An 18,228-nucleotide genomic window follows, 5' to 3' on the forward strand; every position below is an offset into this window, starting at 1 on the left:
AGAGCCGCTTGCGATCAGCGGCTCTGATCGCCCGACATTGCCGGCGCAAATTTGCCTGTCTGCCCCCGCAATTGACGCAGTGCCCGGCCCATCTCGCCAGGCATTTCACCTAGCTCTTACACGTCTTCCTGCATGCTCAAAGCCCTGCTCGATTGGTTCAACCGCACCAGCCTGGTGCTGCAGATCATTGTCGCCCTGATTCTCGGCGGTCTTGTCGCCTGGCTCTGGCCCTCCGCCGCCCAGCCCGTCTCCCTGCTGGGCACGCTGTTCATCTCCGCACTCAAGGCCGTTGCCCCGATACTGGTGTTCCTGCTGGTCATGGCTGCCATCAGCGGCCACCGCCCCGGCCAGGAAACCCAGATCAAGCCCGTGCTCACCCTGTATCTGATCGGCACCCTGGCCGCGGCTTGCGTGGCCGTGGCTGCCAGCGCGCTGTTCCCATCGGTCATTCACTTTCGCGAAATGCCCGAAGTCCAGGGCGTACCCAGCGAAATCAGCCAGGTGCTGATCTCCGTGCTCAAGAGCGCTTTCGACAACCCCGTCAACGCACTGCTGAACGCCAACTACATCGGCATTCTGGTCTGGGCGATTGCGCTGGGCATCGCACTGCGCCATGCCAGCGCATCGACACGCACCATGGTGGACGACTTCGGCCAGGCCATCACCGTGGTGATCCAGTCCGTGATCCGTCTGGCGCCTCTGGGCATCTTCGGCCTGGTGGTCTCAACCTTCTCCTCAGGCGGACTGGAAGCACTCAAGGACTATGCCCATCTGCTGGGCGTACTCGTGGGCTGCATGGTTTTTGTGGCGCTGGTGGTCAACCCCATCATTGTCTGGACGCAGACCCGTCGCAACCCCTACCCTCTGGTGCTGACCTGCCTGCGCGAAAGCGCCGTCACGGCCTTCTTCACACGCAGCTCGGGCGCCAATATCCCCGTGAACCTGGCGCTGGCCAAGAAGCTCAATCTCGACGAGCACACCTACAGCATCTCCATCCCTCTGGGTGCCACCATCAATATGGCCGGTGCGGCCATCACCATCAGCGTGCTGACGCTGGCCGCCGCTCACACCCTGCATATCTCGGTGGACATTCCCACGGCCATCCTGCTGTGCGTGGTCTCTGCCGTCTGCGCCTGCGGAGCTTCGGGCGTGCCCGGCGGCTCGCTGCTGCTGATTCCACTGGCTTGCAGCCTGTTCAACATCCCCAACGATGTCGCCATGTATGTCGTGGGCGTGGGCTATGTGATCGGCGTGGTCCAGGATTCGACCGAAACCGCCCTCAACTCCTCGACTGATGTACTGTTCACCGCCGCCGCCTGCCGCGCCGCCGAGCGCAAGGCGGGCCTAGAAGTGCCGCGCATCTGAGAAGCTCCTGTTTTCATAGCCTCCAGCGATCGCCCCACAAGCGATAGACACAAAAAGGCCTGTATGCGTACAGGCCTTTTTTATCGCCGCAGAGCCGCCCCCAGGCGATAAACAGCCCCCTTGGGGACAGCGGGCAAGCGTTGGGGGGCCTTGTTCAGATGGCCCGCCCAGCCTCGATGGTGATGCTGCGATCACACTGCGCCGCAATGCTGCGGTCATGGGTGACCAGAATCAAGGTCGTGCCACGCTCGCGATTCAAGGCAAACATCAGGTCCATGATGGTCTGCCCCGTGGCGAAGTCCAGGCTGCCCGTGGGTTCATCGGCCAGCAGCACGGCCGGCTCCACCACAAAGGCACGGGCCAGCGCCACACGCTGCTGCTCGCCGCCGGACATCAGCTTGGGGTAGTGATTGAGGCGCTGGCCCAGGCCCACGCGCTCCAGCATCTGCGTGGCGCGTGCACGGGCTTCACGGGCACCGGCCAGTTCCAGCGGCAGCATGACGTTTTCCAGCGCCGTCAGATTGCCCAGCAACTGAAAGCTCTGGAAGACAAAACCCATCTTCTGCGCGCGCAGCGCCGCGCGTCCGTCTTCGCTGAGCGCAAACAAATCCTGACCCTGCAGCCGCACCGCACCCCGGCTGGGGGTATCCAATCCCGCCAGAATCGACAGCAGCGTGCTTTTGCCGGAACCCGAGGCCCCCACTATGGCCACGGTCTCGCCTGCGGCGAACTGCAGGTCGATATCCCGCAAAATGTCCAGCACGCCAGCCGAGTCCTGAACGGACTTGGCGAGCTTCTCAACAACGATCAAGGAAGAGGTGGAAGTGTCTGGCATGAATCAATCGGGAAGCAGGAACATCAGAATGGACCGCCGCCACTGTATCGCGCTTGCCCTGGCACTGGGAATTTCGGGGCCATGGGGCATGGCTGGCGCGCAGAACAAGACCGGCCCGGTACTGGTGCTCGGCGACTCGCTAAGCGCCGAATACGGCCTGAACCGCGGCAAGGGCTGGGTCAAGCTGCTGGAGCAGCGACTGCAGGCGGAGAAAGCGCCGCGGGCCGTAGTCAACGCCAGCATCAGCGGCGATACGACCTCGGGCGGCCGGGCCCGCCTGCCCGCCTTGCTGAGTCAGCACCAGCCCTCCATCGTGATTCTGGAGCTGGGCGGCAACGACGCCCTGCGTGGCCTGGCATTGCAGAGCTCGCAAGGCAATCTGGACGCCATGATCAAGGCCAGTCAGGACGCGGGCGCCCAGGTGCTGCTGGTCGGCATGCAGGTACCGCCCAATTACGGCGCCAGCTATACCGAGCAATTTGCGCAGATGTTCCAGGGCACGGCCAACCGGCACAAGCTGGCGCTGCTGCCGTTTCTGCTGGCCGGCTTCGGGGATACGCCCGACGCGATGCAATGGTTTCAGGCCGACCGCATCCACCCCAATGCCCAGGCCCAGCCGCTGATGCTGAACAATGTCTGGCCCAAGCTCAAGCCCTTGCTGAAGTGACAACGCAAGGTGCGGATGGCTCAGTCTGCGCCGCCTCCTCCATCGCCTCCGCCGCCGCTGTCCGAGCTACAGGAGCTATCGGAACTATCCGAGCTGCTGCAACTGGAGTCATATGAGCTGCCGTGGTGGTTGCCGAAGCTCGAAGAGTCGCGGTAATAGCGGATGTCGGGAGTCTCGCAGGCATGTACAGCCGGGCCGCTTCCAGCCTTGCCTGTACGCAGTGCAAAGCGCTTCTTGAACCGGTTCCACAATTCCATCGATCTCCACTTTCCAGCTTCAGGCCGCCTCGGGCTGCGCTTCAGGCAGCTCCACGCTGGCCCGATATGCATGCCAGCTGGCACAGCCCAGCACAGGGCCCACGATCAGCAGGCCCGCGCCATAGGGCATCAAGGATACCGCCACCAGCACGGTGATGATGGCCGCCCACAGCAGCATGACCCCGATATTGAGTCCCACGACACGCATGCTGGTGATGCAGGCGGTCAAGGCATCGGCATCCCTGTCCAGAATGGTAGGCAACGCCACCACCGTAAAGCCAAAGACCAGTGCCGCAAACACACCGCCCACCGCCGTGTAGATCAGCAGAAATTCCCAGTTTTCGCGGCGCACCACAGTTTGCAGCACACTGGCCGTAGTGGGCATACCGGTGTCGAAGGAGATGGCAAACACCACCATGGAGGCGCGGCCCCAGAGCATCTCCAGCACCATCAGCACCATGACCAGCATGCCCATGCTCTGCAGATGACGGCTCCAGCACAGCAGCGACGCCCCCAGCTGCGGCCGCTGCCCCTGCTCCAGCCGGCGGCTGAGCTCGTACAGTCCCATGGCCAGAAACGGCCCCAGCAGCAGGCAGCCGCTGGCCATGGACATCACATACTCGGGGCTGGCACGAAACACCCAGCCCAGCAGCAAGGCCATGGCCCAGAAGCACAGGCCATAGAACAGCGCGATCAGCGGTGCACGCATCGCATCACGCGCTCCCAGCACCAACCATTGCCAGGGCTGGGCAAAGCTCAGGCTGCGCACCTGCAACGCGGCAGGATCGGCTTCATGGCTGGAAACAGGGGAAGCTTGCATGCGGCGGGTCCTCCTTGTTGGCCTGGCTGCACCGCCGAACCGGTGCGTGCCGATGCATCACAAGTTAACCTGCCGGACAGGGCTTGGCATTGCGGAAAGCCCGTAGCCTCCAGCCTGCCACACTATCCATTCAGTAGCTTCCTGCGCTTGCTCCCTATTGATAATCGAAGGAAATCCTCTTCAATTTCATGAATAGCAAGCGCAGGCAGCTTCCCTATTCATAGCAGATCAGGTGAATGCCTTTTGCAGCGCCTGGGCCAGATCGGCCTGCAGATCGGCCACGTCCTCCAGACCGATGGCAAAGCGCACCACCGTGCCCGCCTTGATATGCGGCGTGGCGCGGCTGCGCATCTCGGCCAGCTCGTAAGGCACGACCAGACTGACCGGGCCGCCCCAGCTGTAGCCGATCTTGAAGAATTGCAGGCTGTCGCAGAAGCGGTCCACGGCCGCCTGATCAAAGCGCTCGTCGATCACCACGCTGAACAGACCGGCGGCCACGCCTTCGCTGCCGTTTTGCGCGCATAGCTGCTTCCAGTACGAATGGCCGGGCGCTCCCGGCATGGCGGGGTGCAACACCTGCACCACGGCGCTTTGCGCCGCCAGCCACTGTGCCAGCTGACGCGCGGCCCTGTCCTGGGCGTGGTAGCGCAGGCCGATGCTGGGCAGATTGCGCAACACGGCCTCGGCGTCATTGCCGCTGACGCCCAGGCCCATGCGCATATGCGAGAGCTTGATGCGCATATGCAGCGGCTGGTTGCGCGTGATGATGCTACCCATGAGCACATCGCCGCCGCCGCTCGGATATTTGGTCAGCGCATGGGCTGTAACATCCACTCCCAGGCTGCCGCCGTCACCCAGCAGGTCGAAAGGCTTGAACGCCAGACCCGCGCCCCAGGTATTGTCCAGAACGGTGGTGATGCCTTTTTCACGGCACAGGCGCACCTGGGCCATCAGATCGGGGAACTCCATAGTCACCGAGCCTGGAGCCTCCAGCCAGACCAGCCGGGTCGCGGGCGTGATCTTGGATGCCAGATCTTCCACGCTCATGGGGTCGTAGTACTGATGGGTTATGCCGAAGTGGGCCAGTTCGCCCTCGGTCATCGTCTTGTTGGGGCCGTAGACGTTGTCCGGCACCAGCACCTCGTCCCCGGTTCTCAGCAGCGCCAGCGAGGTGGTGGCGATGGCCGCCAATCCGCTGGGCACCAGCAGGCACTGCAGACCGCCTTCCAGCGTGGCCAGCCGCTCCTCCAGCGTATAGGTCGTGGGCGTGCCGTGCAGCCCGTAGGTATAGCTGCTCTTGTCCAGCCAGCGGCGCTCGCGCATGGCCTGCACGTTCTCGAAGAACACGGTCGAGGCCTTGTGCACCGCGGGCTGAGGGCCGGCAAAGTCCGCGGGCGCCTGATAAGGGTGGTGGATCAGATGGGTGGAGAGCTTGGTATCGGCTTGGGTCATGCGGGGAATCTTAGGGCCTGTTCTTATCCCCTAAGCCGTCGCGCGGTGCAAAGCTGTGATGGCATGGTCGGCTGCAGCGAGCCCAGAAAGTCAAGAGACGCAAAAAAGCCGGAGGGCTTGCGCGCTCCGGCCTTGCGGGTGATGGTCAGAAAGATCAGCCGGCCTTGACCGTCAGATTGTTGGTCACCGAGGTCACGCCCTTGGCGGCCTTGGCGATATCGCCGGCCTGGTTCTTCACAGCTTCGGAGGGAACGGTGCCGCTCAAGGTCACGGCGCCGTCCTTGGTGTCCACATTGATTTGCAGCGCGCTGATTTCGGGAGCCTTGATCAGCTCGGTCTTGACGGCGGCCGTGATGCCTGCGTCATCCAGAGCCGCTCCGACACTGGCAGCACCGGCCTCGACCTTCTGGCCGGCCGTCTCCGCAGCGCCAGCGATCTTGTCACCGGCCTTGTCCAGTGCGTTGGCAGTCGCCTCGCCAGCCTTGGCAGCACCTTCTTCAATCTTGCTGCCGGCGTTTTGCGCCGCCTGCTCGGTCTGAGCAATGGCGGAGTCCAGCTTCTGACCGGCTGTATTGTTCTCGTCGGACTTGCCGCAGGCGGCCAGGCCGAAGGCCAGAGCCGTCACAGCCAGAACATGAACGGAACGCTTGAAAACGATAGATGCCATTTTTGGTTCTCCCTTAATGCCTCAACAAAACTGAACGGTTAATGTATACAGCTGTCTCAAGGCAAGGCATGCGAACAGCCCTCAGTTGCCTGTAGGACAAATCTGGATGCGGAATTTGCCGATTCCGATCACGGGTGACATCCAGGTCATCTGCTTACCCTGACAATGTGATTCATGCACTCCCTGGCCCGCTGGTTCCCTTTTCTTCAATGGCCCAAGCCTGGCGCTGCGCTGCTGCGTGGCGAATTCTGGGCCGGGCTCACCGTGGGCCTGATGCTGCTGCCTCAGGGCGTGGCTTATGCAGCGCTGGCGGGCATGCCGTTGATTACCGGCATCTACGCCTCCATCATTCCCGCCGCGGTCGCCATTCTGTTCAGCCCCTCCCCACGCCTGGGCGTGGGCCCCACGGCGCTCAGCGCCCTGCTGATCGGCGCCTCGCTGACCGGCATGGCCGAGCCCGGTTCGGCCCAATGGGTACAACTGGCCGCCTGGATGGCCATTCTGTCGGGCCTGGTACAGGCGGTACTGGGCGTGGTTCGCGCCGGCTGGCTGTTGAATCTGGTGACCTCGCCGGTGCTGGCAGGCTTCACCCAGGCTGCAGCCCTGCTGATTCTGGCCTCGCAATTGCCCACGCTGCTGGGCATGCGTGCGGACTGGGCCACGGTCTGGCATTCCCCATCCATCTATCTGTTCGACTGGCGCTCGATCGCCTTCGGTCTCAGCAGCATGGCACTGCTGATGGTGGCCAAGAAATGGCGTCCGGCCTTTCCCTCGGCCATTTTCATCATTGCACTCACGGGGCTGGTCAGCTGGGCCACCGGTTTTGCGGATTCCAGCGGTGCCGTCGTCGGGCATCTGCCGGCAGGTCTGCCGCACTTTCTATGGCCAGACCTGCTGGACTGGGATCAGTTCGGCGCACTGGTCATGCCTGTGCTCGTGCTGTCGCTGGTGAGCTTTCTGGAAACGGCCTCCAGCGCCCAGGTCGAGCACCAGCAGGCAGGAACACGCTGGAACGAGAATCAGGATCTGGTGGCACAAGGGCTGTCCAAGGTCAGCGCCGGCCTGTTCGGCAGCTTTGCCACCAGCGCCTCCTTCTCGCGCTCGGCCGTCAATCTGCTGGCTGGCGCCAAGACCGGCTACGCCAATGTGTTCTCCATCCTGCTGGTGGTCGTGGTCGTGCAGTGGTTCATTCCCTGGCTTTACCATGTGCCTCAGGCCGCACTGGCGGCCATCGTGGTCACGGCCGTCCTCAATCTGATCAAGCCCATGCAGATCCTGGGCCTGTTCAGGGTCTCCCGCGTGGAAGCCTGCATCAGCGTGACCACGCTGGCTCTGACGATTCTGACGGCACCGCGCATGTACTGGGGCGTGTTTGCCGGGATTGCGCTGACCCAGGCCTATTTCATCTACCAGCACCTGCACCCGCGCATCATTGAGGTCGGCCTGCACCCCGACGGCAGCCTGCGCAGCCGCCAGCTCTGGCAGTTGCCCCCGCTGGCGCCCCGCATCATGGCGCTGCGCATGGATGCCGACCTGGATTTCGCCACCGCTTCGGCGCTGGAGCGCTATGCGACCGAGGCCTTGCAGCAAAACCCCGGCTGCAGCGATATCGCTTTGCTCATGGAGCCCGTCAACAGTATCGACATCACAGGCGTGGAGACCTTTGCCCGGCTCGAGCGCATGGTGGCCAAGCGCGGCGGCACCCTGCATGTGGTGGGGCTGAAGCTGCCCGCAGAAAAGCGCCTGCAGCGCGCCGGCCTGCTGCTGCAGCAGGGCTCCATCATCGCGCTCTATCGCACCAGCAGCGAATTTCTGAGCCGTGTTTGCGCCAAAGAGCAAGACCCGCCAATGCCATAGTGCACTATTTGTCACAAACCCAATACAGGCGATGGCCACTGCTACACTTGTTTGAAATTTCGTAGCAAGCCGTGACTTCCTCCGCCCCCCATCAATCCGTGTTTTTACGCGATCTGCGTCTGGCCACTGCCCACAATCTGGTGACCCGTGCAGGAGGCAGCGAGATGCGCTTGCCCACGGACACTCCCACCCAGTATCTGCAGGCCCTGATTGATGGCCTATGTGCGCTGTCCCTGCGCGACCCGCTGACAGGGCTTGGCAACCGGCGCCATTTCCGCACCGTCATCGAACGCGAAATCGACCGCGTGGCACGCTCGGGCGAAACCGCCTTGCTGCTGATGCTGGACATCGACCATTTCAAGCAGATCAACGACGAGCACGGTCATATCGCAGGCGACATGGTGCTGCAGTCCGTGGCGCACACCCTTGCCGATGGCATACGCCCCATGGATACGCTGGCGCGCTATGGCGGCGAGGAATTCGCCATCGTGCTGCCGGTCTGCCCCGCCCACTTTGGCCACTCCGTGGCCGAGCGCCTGCGCCAATCCATTGCCGAGACACCGATCCAGGTCTCCCCCAGCACCTCGCTGAACATCACCGTCAGCATCGGAGGCGTCTATGCCCTGCAGTGGATTCGCAGCACCGCCCAGCTCTGGACCGAGCGCGCCGACCGCCAGCTCTACCTTGCCAAATCCGCAGGTCGCAACTGCGTACGCATCGAAGAGCCGCCCGACAGTACCGTGAGTGCAGAGGAAAAAAGCCTGCTTTTCGGCCCTTTAACCCCTGATGCCATCGCAGAAAATGGCTCAGAGAGCAATACAGCCCACGACGTAAGCACCGACGCCAAAAGCCAGGTCATAACGCCTTGAGACGATGGATACCTTGGCCCCTCACCCTCACTTACCTGCCCATATTTCCATGGAAGATGCCCTGCGTGCACCCGGTCGCACCAAGCAGGCGCGCATCATCGCCGTGACCAGCGGCAAGGGCGGCGTCGGCAAGACTTTTGTCTCTGCCAATCTGGCGGCTGCCCTGGCTCGCCACGGCTTCAATGTGCTTGTGCTCGACGCGGATCTGGGCCTGGCCAATCTAGACGTGGTGCTCAACCTCTACCCCAAGGTGACGCTGCACGATGTCTTCACGGGCCGCGCCACGCTGGAAGACGCCATCCTGCCCACACCCGGCGGCTACTCCGTGCTGCTGGCAGGCTCGGGCATGATCGAATACTCGCGCCTGACACCTGAGGTGCGCAGCCAGTTCATGCTCACCATCGACACGCTGCGCCCGCGCTACGACATCATCTTGCTGGACACCGGCGCCGGCATCTCCGATGTGGTGCTGTTCTCGGTCTCCATGGCTTCCGAGGTACTGGTCGTAGCCACGCCCGAGCCCACCTCGCTGACCGACGCCTACGCCGCCATCAAGGTGATGGCCACCCAGCAAAAGCGCCAGCAGATACGCCTGGTCATCAACCAGACCCAGCGCCCCGGTGACGGCCGTGCCATTACCGGCCAGTTGCAGCAGGTGCTCAACCGCTTTGTGACCACCGATTCGGGTCAGCCCCTGCAGCTCACGCACTGGGGCGATATCCCCACCGATCCCGCCGTGCGCGATGCCGTGATGCGGCGCCAGTTGCTGCTGCAGTCCATGCCCGGAGCGCCCGCATCGCTGGCAGTGGCGCAGCTGTCTAATAAAATCAAGGCTGCGCTGACGGCCCCGGCCTAAGCTCTGCCACTGTCGGCCGAGCTGCCGAGTGGTCGCCGCCCCGGATATCGACGTGGCCGACATACTCAACATCTCCTGCTACAAATTCACGCCCCTGCCCGACGCCGACGCACTGCGCGAGACGCTGCTGGCACGCGCCCAGGAACTGGACCTCAAGGGTACGGTGCTGCTGGCCGAGGAAGGCATCAACTTCTTTCTGGCCGGGCCTGCTGCGGCCGTTCGCAGCTTCATCGCTCAGCTCAAGCTGGACCCACGCTTTGCCGATCTGAACCCCAAGGAAAGCTGGTCCGACCATGTGCCGTTTCGCAAGATGCTGGTCAAGGTCAAGCGCGAGATCATTCGCATGGACCACCCCTCCATCCGCCCCGCCAGCGGGCGCGCCCCCTCGGTCGCGCCGGCCACGCTACGCCGCTGGCTGGAGCAGGGCCATGACGACGAAGGCCGTGAAGTGGTCACCCTGGACACGCGCAACGACTACGAAGTCGACGAAGGCGCGTTTGCCGGCACCATAGACTGGCGCCTGACCAAGTTCACCGAATTCCCGCCCGCGCTGCGCGAGCACAAGGCCGAATTTGCCGGCAAGACCGTGGTCAGTTACTGCACAGGCGGCATCCGCTGTGAAAAAGCCGCCATCCTGATGCAGGAAGAAGGAATCGAGAACGTCTACCAGCTCGAAGGCGGCATCCTCAAATATTTTGAAGAGACCGATGGCAAGTTCTACGACGGCGGCTGTTTTGTCTTCGACGGCCGCGACTCTCTGGGCACGGACCTGGAGCGCACGCCGCTGGTCCACCCCCGCCCCGTGAAAAAGCACCTGCTGTAAGCACTCTCAAAAACAAAGCGTCTGGCGCTCTCTGCAATATGGTTTCAGGTAATTTTCAACCTGAAATCCATATACAGAGAGCGTCAGGCGCTTTTGTTTCAATAGCGGCGCCAGCTACTTATGCTGTTTACTTGGTCAGGCGCCTGGCCGTACTGGCCACACGCTCGCCAAACTGCCGCGCCGTCTCCAGGTCGCCTGGCAACATCTCTGCCACCGAGGCATCGGAAGGCGTCTGGGCCATGGCGCCCGAGTAGGCGCCCATCCAGTTGGCATCGTTGCGCTGCGCCGCCTTGGTGTTGGACGGCAACATGCCCAGGCCCACCCAGATGCCGCTGTGCTGCATGGCCAGGTGGTAGAAATAGTCCAGCGTCACCTGCTTGTCGCCCTGCACGCCGGCGCTGTTGGTGAAACCGGCAAACAGCTTGTCTTTCCAGGTCTGGGCAAACCAGGGCTTGGACGAGGCATCGGCAAACTTCTTGAACTGCCAGCTCGGTGCGCCCATATAGGTAGGTGCGCCAAAGACGATGGCCTCGGCCGCTGCCAGTTGCGCCCAGCCGCCTTCGGGCAGATTGCCATCAGCGTCAATGGCCAGCAGCTGCGCACCGGCGCCCTGGGCCACGGATTGCGCCATGCGCTGGGTATGGCCGTAGCCCGAGTGGTAGACAACAACGATATTGCTCATGAAAGGTTTCCAGAGAGAGTCTGCGCAGACATTCATAACGGTCACGCAATAAAAAAGCCTCAAGCTTACCCACTTCGTGTGCTTGCTTTCCTGAGGGGCCGCTTATTACCTTGGGACGGCACGACGACAATAAAACAGCCCCCACGCTTGCCCACTGACGTGTGGCCGCGGCCCCCAAGGGGGTTTATTGCCTTGGGGCGGCCCGACGGCAATAAAAAACCCGCCGGAAGGTCGCCCGGCGGGTGGGTTTGGGACTGCGCAAGCCTATCAAATTTATAGCAGCTTGCGCAGCTTTGCAGTGCCTCAGTGCTTGCGGCCGTCCACACTCCAGGCACCAGCACCATGGGCAGCGTAGCCCAGCAGGCCGCCCACGACAGCGATGTTCTTCCAGAACAGCAGTTGCTGCATGCCTGCGGCCTCGGCAGGCACGCCCCAGAAATTGTGGAAGAAGAAGCTGGCCACCAGGGTGAAGAAACCCAGGATCAGCGCGGCCCAGCGGGTATGCCAGCCCAGCAAAATGGCCAGGCCACCCAGGATTTCAATCACCAGGCCTATGCCCACGGCAAGCTGCGGCATGGGCATGCCCACCGATGCGGCATAGCCCACGGTACCGGCAAAACCGGTGATTTTCTGAAAACCTGCGGGCAGGAACAGCAGCGCAATCAGGATACGACCGATCAGATCGAGAGGATTCTTCAGTTGGTTCAGCATTTCTAACTCCCTTGTGAGGATTTGAGTTCAGTGCGATATGGCAGATTTTTCGAAGCTCACGCTTGCAGATCAAACACCAGTACTTCGGCGCTCTTGCCCTGCCCCAGGCTCAGGCGAGACTCATTTTCAATAAGCGCCGCATCACCGGCTGTCAGCTTTTGTCCATTCACCACCAGCTCGCCCTTGACCATGTGCACATAGGTCTTGCGGCCAGCGGGCAGCGCCATGTCAAAGGTTTCGTCGCCGTCGAACAAGCCGGCAAACAGCCGGGCATCGGCATTCATGGTCACCGAACCTTCGGCACCGTCGGGCGATGCCACCAGGCGCAGCTTGCCGCGCTTCTCGGCCTCGAGAAAAGCCTTCTGGGCATAGCCGGGTTCGATACCGGTGCGTGCAGGCAACAGCCAGATCTGCAGAAAATGGGTGGTGCCGCCATCTGCATGGTTGTGCTCGCTGTGCACCACGCCCGAGCCCGCACTCATGCGCTGCACCTCGCCGGGCACAATGGTCTGTTCGTTGCCCATGCTGTCCTTGTGCGACAGGCCGCCGTCCATCACATAGCTGATGATTTCCATGTCACGGTGGCCGTGGGCGCCAAAACCGGTGCCGGGGGCAATGCGGTCTTCGTTGATCACGCGCAGGTTGCCAAAGCCCATGTGGCGGGGGTCGTAGTAGCCCGCGAACGAGAAGCTGTGGAAGGACTTGAGCCAGCCGTGATCGGCGTAGCCACGTTCCTGGGATTTGCGCAGAGTCATCATGGTGAGGTCCTTTCGTTCAGAGTTGTTTGTCTCTATGGCTCTACTGTAGAAGCTCGCCTCTCTCAGGTGGCTGAATGCCATTGATGGCATCATTCAAACTGTTTGAACACTCAAAAACGCCCCATGCCCAGTTCCCGCGATGTGCTCACCCCCGACAGCCTGGCCATGCTGCAGGCCATTGCCGAGACCGGCAGCTTCGCCGCCGCAGCACGTTCCCTGGGGCTGGTGCCCAGTGCGCTGACTTATCGGGTGCGCCAGATCGAGGACGCGCTGGACGTGCTGCTGTTTGACCGCAGCTCGCGCCACGCCCAGGCCACCGAGGCCGGTCAGGCCTTGCTCCACGAGGGCGCACGCCTGTTGCAGGAGATCGACGCCGTGGCCCACCGCGTCAAGCGCGTGGCCACGGGCTGGGAGCCCCAGCTGACCATCGTGGTCGACGGCGCGATTGCCCGCACACCGGTGTTCGAGCTGATCGAGGCTTTTTATGCGCTGAACCCGCCCACGGCGCTGAAGATCAAGGACGGCATTCTCAGCGGCACTCTGGAAGCGCTGACCAGCGGCCAGGCCGATCTGGCCATAGGCATTGCCGTCAATGCCAGCAATGCCGCCGAGCTGCAGACCCGTGAAATCGGCGAGATGGACTTCATCTTTGCCGTAGCGCCCCACCATCCGCTGGCCAGCGCGACCGAGCCCATCTCCGACGAAGAGCTGCTGCGGCACCGCCTGATCGCCGTTGCCGACTCGGGCGTGCGCAGCAACATCAGCTTCGGCCTGGTCAGCGGCCAAGATGTGCTCACGGTGGACAGCATGCACGCCAAGGTCGAGGCGCAGATACGCGGTATTGGCGGCGGCTTTCTGCCGCGCGGCATGGTGCAGTCCTATCTGGACGCAGGCCTGCTGGTGACGCGCCAGGTCCAGCGCGCCAGCCGCAATCTGCGCCTGCACTACGGCTGGCCCGGACCGGCCCACCGCACTCCGGGCCGGGCGCTGCAGTGGTGGCTGCAGCAACTGGAGAGCCCCGCCACGCGCCGCGCCCTCATGGAAAACCATCATCGCCAGTGAAGCCGCGCAGAGCAAAGCAGTCACGGCGCGGGTGTAGAGTGGAACGCGCAAGACTGGCTTGTCAGCAAATGATGCTTGCTCTCTTTTAGATAGCTGCTACGCTGCGAATCAACGGTGTTGAAAAGGCTTTTCATGAATGCTTCCCATGCACGAGTGACCCGCACGGACTCCGCGTCCGGCTCTGCTTCCCCTTCCCGCATTGCCGTCATCGGCGCAGGTATTGCAGGCATTGCCTGCGCACGCACCTTGATGCAGGCCGGACATGATGTCCATGTCTACGAGCGCCTGACCCAGGCCGGCGGACGCATGCGCTCGGTCAGCGGCCCCTACGGCAGCTTCGATATCGGCGCCCAGTTTTTCACGGTGCGCGACCCACGCTTTCAGCAGGCACTGGACACCGTGCCGCAAAATCTGCTGGGCTGGAGCCTCAACAGCATCCAGACACGCAATGCCCAGGGTCGCAAGACCAGCACTCCCGCATCGCCACGCGAAACCCATTGGGTCGGCCTGCCCGACATGCAGGCCCTGCCCCTGGCCTGGGCTGCCCCGCTGTGGGATGCAGGCCGCATGCATCTGGGTCAATCCGTGCGTGCGCTCGGCCACCATATCGCCAGCGGCAGCAAGCACAGCAGCCATCAATGGACGCTGATGCTGGACACCGAAGACCATGGTGCCCAGACGGCCAGCGGCTTCGACACCGTCATCCTCGCCCTGCCCGCGCCACAGGCCGTGCAGCTGCTGCAAACCGCCCCGCAAGGCATGGCGTTGGCCAAAAGCCTGTCAACCGTGGAGATGGCACCCTGCTGGGCCATGACCCTGTCCTACCCCATGGCTGCCCAGGCGGGTCTGAACACCCTGGGGCCCCAGTGGAATGCGGCCCGCAGCACACATGAGCGTGTGGCCTGGGTGGCGCGCGAGTCCTCCAAGCCCGGCCGTGCCCAGACCGAGCGCTGGACCGTACATGCCAACCCGCTGTGGTCCAACGAACACCGCCACGACGACCCTACGCGCGTTCTGTCCAAGCTGCAAAAGGCCTTTGGCGAGATCACCGGCATCCGCGTGGCTCCGCGCCATGCCAGTGTCTACCTCTGGCAACATGCCCAGACGCTCTCCCCGCTGGGCCAGCCCTTTGCCTATGAGCGTGCCGCAGGCCTGGGCCTGTGCGGCGACTGGTGCATAGGCAGCCGCGTCGAGGACGCGTTCATCTCCGGGCTGGAGATGGCGCTGGCCCTTGCCTGAGGACGCGCCACGACTCGGGAGGCTGAGCGCTCCCTTGTGCGCCCCTTGTGCACTGAGTGAGCCCGTCTGGTGAGCAGCCGGCCGTCTGGCATCGCCTCCGCTCAGCGTAAGATGGCGCCCCTCATGACCTCGGCCACCGCTTCTTCCCGCGCCCGCTATATCGGGCGCTTTGCACCTTCTCCTACCGGTCCGCTGCATGCGGGCTCCCTGGTCGCCGCGCTGGCCAGCTGGCTCGATGCCCGCGCCCATGGCGGCCAGTGGCTGGTGCGCATCGAAGATATCGACCCGCCGCGCTGCCAGGCCGGTGCCGATGCGGAAATCCTGCGCCAACTGGCCGCTTGCGGCCTGCATTCCGACGCACCCGTAGTCTGGCAGTCCGCGCGCCACGCACTGTACGAAGCCGCTCTGCAGCAATTGCAAAACCAAGGCTTGTGCTACCCCTGCGGCTGCACGCGCAAGGACGTCGAGGCGGCCTGGCAAGCCATGGGGCTGCCACATGAGCGCCATGTGGAACGCCCCTACCCCGGAACCTGCCGTCATGGACTGCACGGCAAGCCCGCCAGGGCCTGGCGGTTTGCAATTGAGCAGCAGATTCAGGAGCTTCAATCAAAACCGCCTAAAACGATTACGCATCATGCGCAACCAGCTACATCATCCATAGCAATAGCATCTGCGCAGCTGGAATCGGCAGCTCCCGTGCTGCATTGGCGGGACCGTCGTCTGGGCCCTCAGCAACAAAACCTCGGTGCCCAGGTCGGCGACTTTGTGCTGCGCCGCGCCGATGGGCTTTGGGCCTATCAGCTGGCCGTGGTCGTGGACGATGCCGCGCAAGGCGTCACCCATGTGGTGCGCGGTGAGGACCTGACGGACAATACGCCGCGCCAGCTGATGCTGCAGCAGGGGCTGGCCTTGCCCCAGCCCAGCTATCTGCATACGCCGCTGGTACGCATGGACAATGGCGAAAAGCTGTCCAAACAGCATGGCGCGCCGGCCGTGGATGTCAGCGCCCCACTGGCGGCGCTGCAAGCCGCAGCGGCCTCGCTGGGCCTTGCCGCCCTGCCACAAGCGCCAGACGGCGCCCATCGAGGTGCACAAAGCCCCGCCGCGGCCTTGACTTTGGCGCTGGACTTCTGGGTCGCCTGCTGGCGTCAAACCTACAATATCGCCCCGTGACTTCTTCTATTCCAACTTCCCATACCGACATGGCCGACAACGCGCCCGCCCAAGACCAAGCTGCAGCACCGCAGGGCCAGGCGCCCGAAGGCGTGGCCTACCCCAAGACCATCAAGAGCTATGTGCGCCGTGCCGGCCGCACCACCACAGGCCAGGCCAAGGCCTTTGAAGAGCTGGGTCCGCGTTTTCTGCTGCAATACCACAAGGCGCCCCTGGATGCCGCTGCAGTCTATGGCCGCGAAGGCAAGCTGATCCTGGAAATCGGCTTCGGCATGGGCGAGGCCACGGCCCATATTGCCCGCGTGCGCCCCGACGACAATTTCCTGTGCTGCGAGGTGCATGAGCCCGGCGTGGGCGCGTTGCTCAAGCGCATCGGCGAGCAGGAGATCGAGAACATCCGCATCCTTCAGCACGATGCCGTGGAAGTCATTGACAACATGCTGCCCGAGGCCTCAATCGACGGCGTGCACATCTTCTTCCCCGATCCCTGGCACAAGAAAAAGCACAACAAGCGCCGCCTGATCCAGAGCCCGCTGATTGCCAAGCTGGCAGCCCGCATCAAGCCCGGTGGCTATATCCACTGTGCCACCGACTGGGAGCCCTATGCCGTGCAGATTCTGGAAGTGCTCAATGCCGAACCCACGCTGCAGAACACAGCAGACAGCTACGCCGAAAAGCCCGACTATCGTCCGCTGACCAAGTTCGAAAACCGCGGCATCCGCCTCGGTCATGGTGTCTGGGATCTGGTGTTTCGCCGCAAAGCCTGAGCCACATCACCTAGCAAGCGGCAAGCCTGTCTTTGAGCTACTGGGGGCCTTTGCGAAAGCGCCGGCGGCCTGACTCAGGCTTGTGCGGCGCTTTTTCCTGTCTGCGCAAATGTGCGCCCGAAAATCGCACACAGTCCCGCCCCGCAGCCTTGGCCTCATACAGCGCCGCATCGGCACGGTGCAAAAAGCTGTCCATGGCCTCCCCCTCCTGCAGTTGGGCAATGCCAAAGCTGGCCGTCACATGCAGGCTCAGGTTATCGATATCAATGGACTGGTTGCGAATCACCGAGCCCAGTCGCAGTGCCAGCTGATGGGCTTGCGCCGCTTCCGACTCCGGCAGCACGATGAGGAACTCCTCCCCTCCATAGCGGGCCAGCCAGTCCACCTGGGTTTTCAGCTCACGCTGGCAACGCAGGGCCAGCTCCTTCAGCACAGCGTCTCCTGTCGCATGCCCGTATTCGTCATTGATGCGCTTGAAGTGGTCCAGATCCATGAAAACCACGCTCAGTGTTCTTGCATAGCGCAGGCAACGCTTCACTTCGACATTCAGCCGCTCATCCAGCGCACGGCGGTTCCAGCAGCCCGTCAGCGCATCGGTCAGTGACAGGCTCTTGACCTCTTCCACCACCTGCTCCAGCTGCGCCGTGCGCTCGGCCACCAGACGGTCAAGGTGGGCAATATGGCCTTGCAGATCGCTTTGCAGCTGCACAAAGCCTCTAGCCACCAGATCGATTTCATCGACATAGTCGCGCTGCGGCCTGTCCAGCACCAGCACCTGTTGCAGGCCGTTGGGCTTGAGGTCGCTGGCAAAGCCGGCAATCTGCCTCAGCGGTGCTTGCAGCTGCCTGCGCATCACCACCATGACCACGGCGCAGACCATCACGGTAAACAGCCCATAGCCCAAAACCACGCCCAGAATCGAATTGCGAATCTGCTCGAAGTAGTAGCGACGACTCTCCCAGATCTCCAGCGTTCCCAGTGGAATGCTGGCAGCGGCCTTGACGGCCTGCGGAGCAGGAATGTCCACCTTCAACACGGCCGGCCTGTCTGCAGCTGGTGGAATGCCTGCTTCAAAAAGCTCCCCCGTCGTCGTCGCCCGCACACGCACATAGCCGACCTGCGGCAGCGCACCCAGCCACTTCACCTGCTTTCCAACCATGGCAGGGTCTATATCCCACAGAGCGCTCGACAGCAGCAGCAAACTGCTGTCGGCATGCCGCTCCATGTCCGCCTTGAAGCTGCGTTTGCCCGACTCATATTCCCAGGCTGCCAGCAAGCTCACAAACAGGCTCATGCCAATCAGCGCCAGCAATACGATGCGGGAGACCAGATGGGTGGCGATGGAGCGGAAACGCTTATGGAACATGG

At 62.9% G+C, this 18,228-nt stretch carries 19 protein-coding genes; 10 read left to right on the top strand and 9 right to left on the bottom strand.

Annotation, left to right across the window (positions count from 1 at the left end; all coding sequences use genetic code 11):
• Nucleotides 1–132 precede the first annotated feature (132 nt).
• Entirely contained in the window at nt 133–1,365 is a 1,233-nt protein-coding gene (gene sstT / locus QMY55_RS13930) for a serine/threonine transporter SstT (protein WP_283484797.1), read from the top strand.
• Between the two features lie 154 nt (nt 1,366–1,519).
• Here sstT and QMY55_RS13935 read toward each other — a convergent pair whose 3' ends face one another.
• Nucleotides 1,520–2,200 carry an ABC transporter ATP-binding protein gene (locus QMY55_RS13935; protein WP_283484798.1) on the bottom strand — a complete coding sequence of 227 codons (681 nt, stop codon included), beginning with the start codon at nt 2,198–2,200 and terminating at the stop codon, nt 1,520–1,522.
• Between QMY55_RS13935 and QMY55_RS13940 the strand changes: the two genes are divergently transcribed.
• Nucleotides 2,199–2,867: an arylesterase gene (locus QMY55_RS13940; RefSeq protein ID WP_283484800.1), complete on the top strand. Its 669-nt coding sequence runs from the start codon at nt 2,199–2,201 to the stop codon at nt 2,865–2,867. The two genes, QMY55_RS13935 and QMY55_RS13940, sit on opposite strands and share 2 nt — an antisense overlap.
• A 20-nt stretch (nt 2,868–2,887) precedes the next feature.
• Here the strand turns inward: QMY55_RS13940 and QMY55_RS13945 are convergent, their stop codons facing one another.
• The 4 genes from QMY55_RS13945 to QMY55_RS13960 all read right to left on the bottom strand — a co-directional run bounded on the left by QMY55_RS13945 (nt 2,888) and on the right by QMY55_RS13960 (nt 6,063).
• Nucleotides 2,888–3,124 carry a hypothetical protein gene (locus QMY55_RS13945; protein ID WP_283484801.1) on the bottom strand — a complete coding sequence of 79 codons (237 nt, stop codon included), beginning with the start codon at nt 3,122–3,124 and terminating at the stop codon, nt 2,888–2,890.
• Between the two features lie 19 nt (nt 3,125–3,143).
• Nucleotides 3,144–3,944, bottom strand: a complete 801-nt coding sequence (locus QMY55_RS13950; protein WP_283484802.1) for a DUF2189 domain-containing protein — start codon at nt 3,942–3,944, stop codon at nt 3,144–3,146.
• A 228-nt stretch (nt 3,945–4,172) separates the two neighbouring features.
• Entirely contained in the window at nt 4,173–5,396 is a 1,224-nt protein-coding gene (locus QMY55_RS13955; RefSeq protein ID WP_283484803.1) for a PLP-dependent transferase, read from the bottom strand.
• A gap of 154 nt (nt 5,397–5,550) precedes the next feature.
• Nucleotides 5,551–6,063, bottom strand: a complete 513-nt coding sequence (locus QMY55_RS13960) for a BON domain-containing protein (RefSeq protein ID WP_283484804.1) — start codon at nt 6,061–6,063, stop codon at nt 5,551–5,553.
• A 174-nt stretch (nt 6,064–6,237) separates the two neighbouring features.
• On the opposite strand from QMY55_RS13960, the gene QMY55_RS13965 reads away from it, so the two are divergent.
• From QMY55_RS13965 to QMY55_RS13980, 4 genes are all read left to right on the top strand, one after another.
• The gene (locus QMY55_RS13965) at nt 6,238–7,920 is read left to right on the top strand and encodes a SulP family inorganic anion transporter (protein ID WP_283484805.1); all 1,683 of its coding nucleotides are present in this window, start codon (nt 6,238–6,240) and stop codon (nt 7,918–7,920) included.
• Between the two features lie 71 nt (nt 7,921–7,991).
• Nucleotides 7,992–8,789 carry a GGDEF domain-containing protein gene (locus QMY55_RS13970; protein WP_283484806.1) on the top strand — a complete coding sequence of 266 codons (798 nt, stop codon included), beginning with the start codon at nt 7,992–7,994 and terminating at the stop codon, nt 8,787–8,789.
• Between the two features lie 4 nt (nt 8,790–8,793).
• Nucleotides 8,794–9,645: a MinD/ParA family protein gene (locus QMY55_RS13975; protein ID WP_407650512.1), complete on the top strand. Its 852-nt coding sequence runs from the start codon at nt 8,794–8,796 to the stop codon at nt 9,643–9,645.
• A 52-nt stretch (nt 9,646–9,697) separates the two neighbouring features.
• Nucleotides 9,698–10,468: a sulfurtransferase gene (locus tag QMY55_RS13980; protein WP_283488962.1), complete on the top strand. Its 771-nt coding sequence runs from the start codon at nt 9,698–9,700 to the stop codon at nt 10,466–10,468.
• Nucleotides 10,469–10,595: 127 nt separating this feature from the next.
• Here QMY55_RS13980 and QMY55_RS13985 read toward each other — a convergent pair whose 3' ends face one another.
• From QMY55_RS13985 to QMY55_RS13995, 3 genes are all read right to left on the bottom strand, one after another.
• Nucleotides 10,596–11,150 (bottom strand): flavodoxin family protein, encoded by a 555-nt coding sequence (locus tag QMY55_RS13985; protein ID WP_283484807.1) that lies wholly within the window; start codon nt 11,148–11,150, stop codon nt 10,596–10,598.
• A gap of 303 nt (nt 11,151–11,453) precedes the next feature.
• Complete coding sequence (locus QMY55_RS13990) at nt 11,454–11,861, bottom strand: DoxX family protein (RefSeq protein ID WP_283484808.1); 408 nt, start codon at nt 11,859–11,861, stop codon at nt 11,454–11,456.
• A 56-nt stretch (nt 11,862–11,917) separates the two neighbouring features.
• A complete protein-coding gene (locus tag QMY55_RS13995) occupies nt 11,918–12,619 on the bottom strand; it encodes a pirin family protein (protein ID WP_283484809.1) in 702 nt (233 codons plus the stop codon).
• Nucleotides 12,620–12,742: 123 nt separating this feature from the next.
• Here QMY55_RS13995 and QMY55_RS14000 point away from each other — a divergent pair, with 123 nt between their 5' ends.
• From QMY55_RS14000 to trmB, 4 genes are all read left to right on the top strand, one after another.
• Nucleotides 12,743–13,681, top strand: coding sequence for a LysR family transcriptional regulator (locus QMY55_RS14000; protein ID WP_283484810.1), 939 nt, complete (start codon nt 12,743–12,745; stop codon nt 13,679–13,681).
• A gap of 132 nt (nt 13,682–13,813) precedes the next feature.
• Entirely contained in the window at nt 13,814–14,920 is a 1,107-nt protein-coding gene (locus QMY55_RS14005) for an NAD(P)/FAD-dependent oxidoreductase (protein ID WP_283484811.1), read from the top strand.
• 123 nt (nt 14,921–15,043) lie between these two features.
• On the top strand, nt 15,044–16,093 hold the full coding sequence (gluQRS, locus tag QMY55_RS14010; protein WP_283484812.1) for a tRNA glutamyl-Q(34) synthetase GluQRS: 1,050 nt from the start codon (nt 15,044–15,046) through the stop codon (nt 16,091–16,093).
• A 29-nt stretch (nt 16,094–16,122) separates the two neighbouring features.
• The gene (gene trmB, locus QMY55_RS14015) at nt 16,123–16,860 is read left to right on the top strand and encodes a tRNA (guanosine(46)-N7)-methyltransferase TrmB (protein WP_283488963.1); all 738 of its coding nucleotides are present in this window, start codon (nt 16,123–16,125) and stop codon (nt 16,858–16,860) included.
• A 37-nt stretch (nt 16,861–16,897) separates the two neighbouring features.
• Here the strand turns inward: trmB and QMY55_RS14020 are convergent, their stop codons facing one another.
• On the bottom strand, nt 16,898–18,226 hold the full coding sequence (locus tag QMY55_RS14020; protein ID WP_283484813.1) for a GGDEF domain-containing protein: 1,329 nt from the start codon (nt 18,224–18,226) through the stop codon (nt 16,898–16,900).
• Between the last annotated feature and the right edge of the window lie 2 nt (nt 18,227–18,228).

The sequence above is a fragment of the Comamonas resistens genome (assembly GCF_030064165.1).
Taxonomy (GTDB): Bacteria; Pseudomonadota; Gammaproteobacteria; order Burkholderiales; family Burkholderiaceae_C; genus Comamonas; species Comamonas resistens.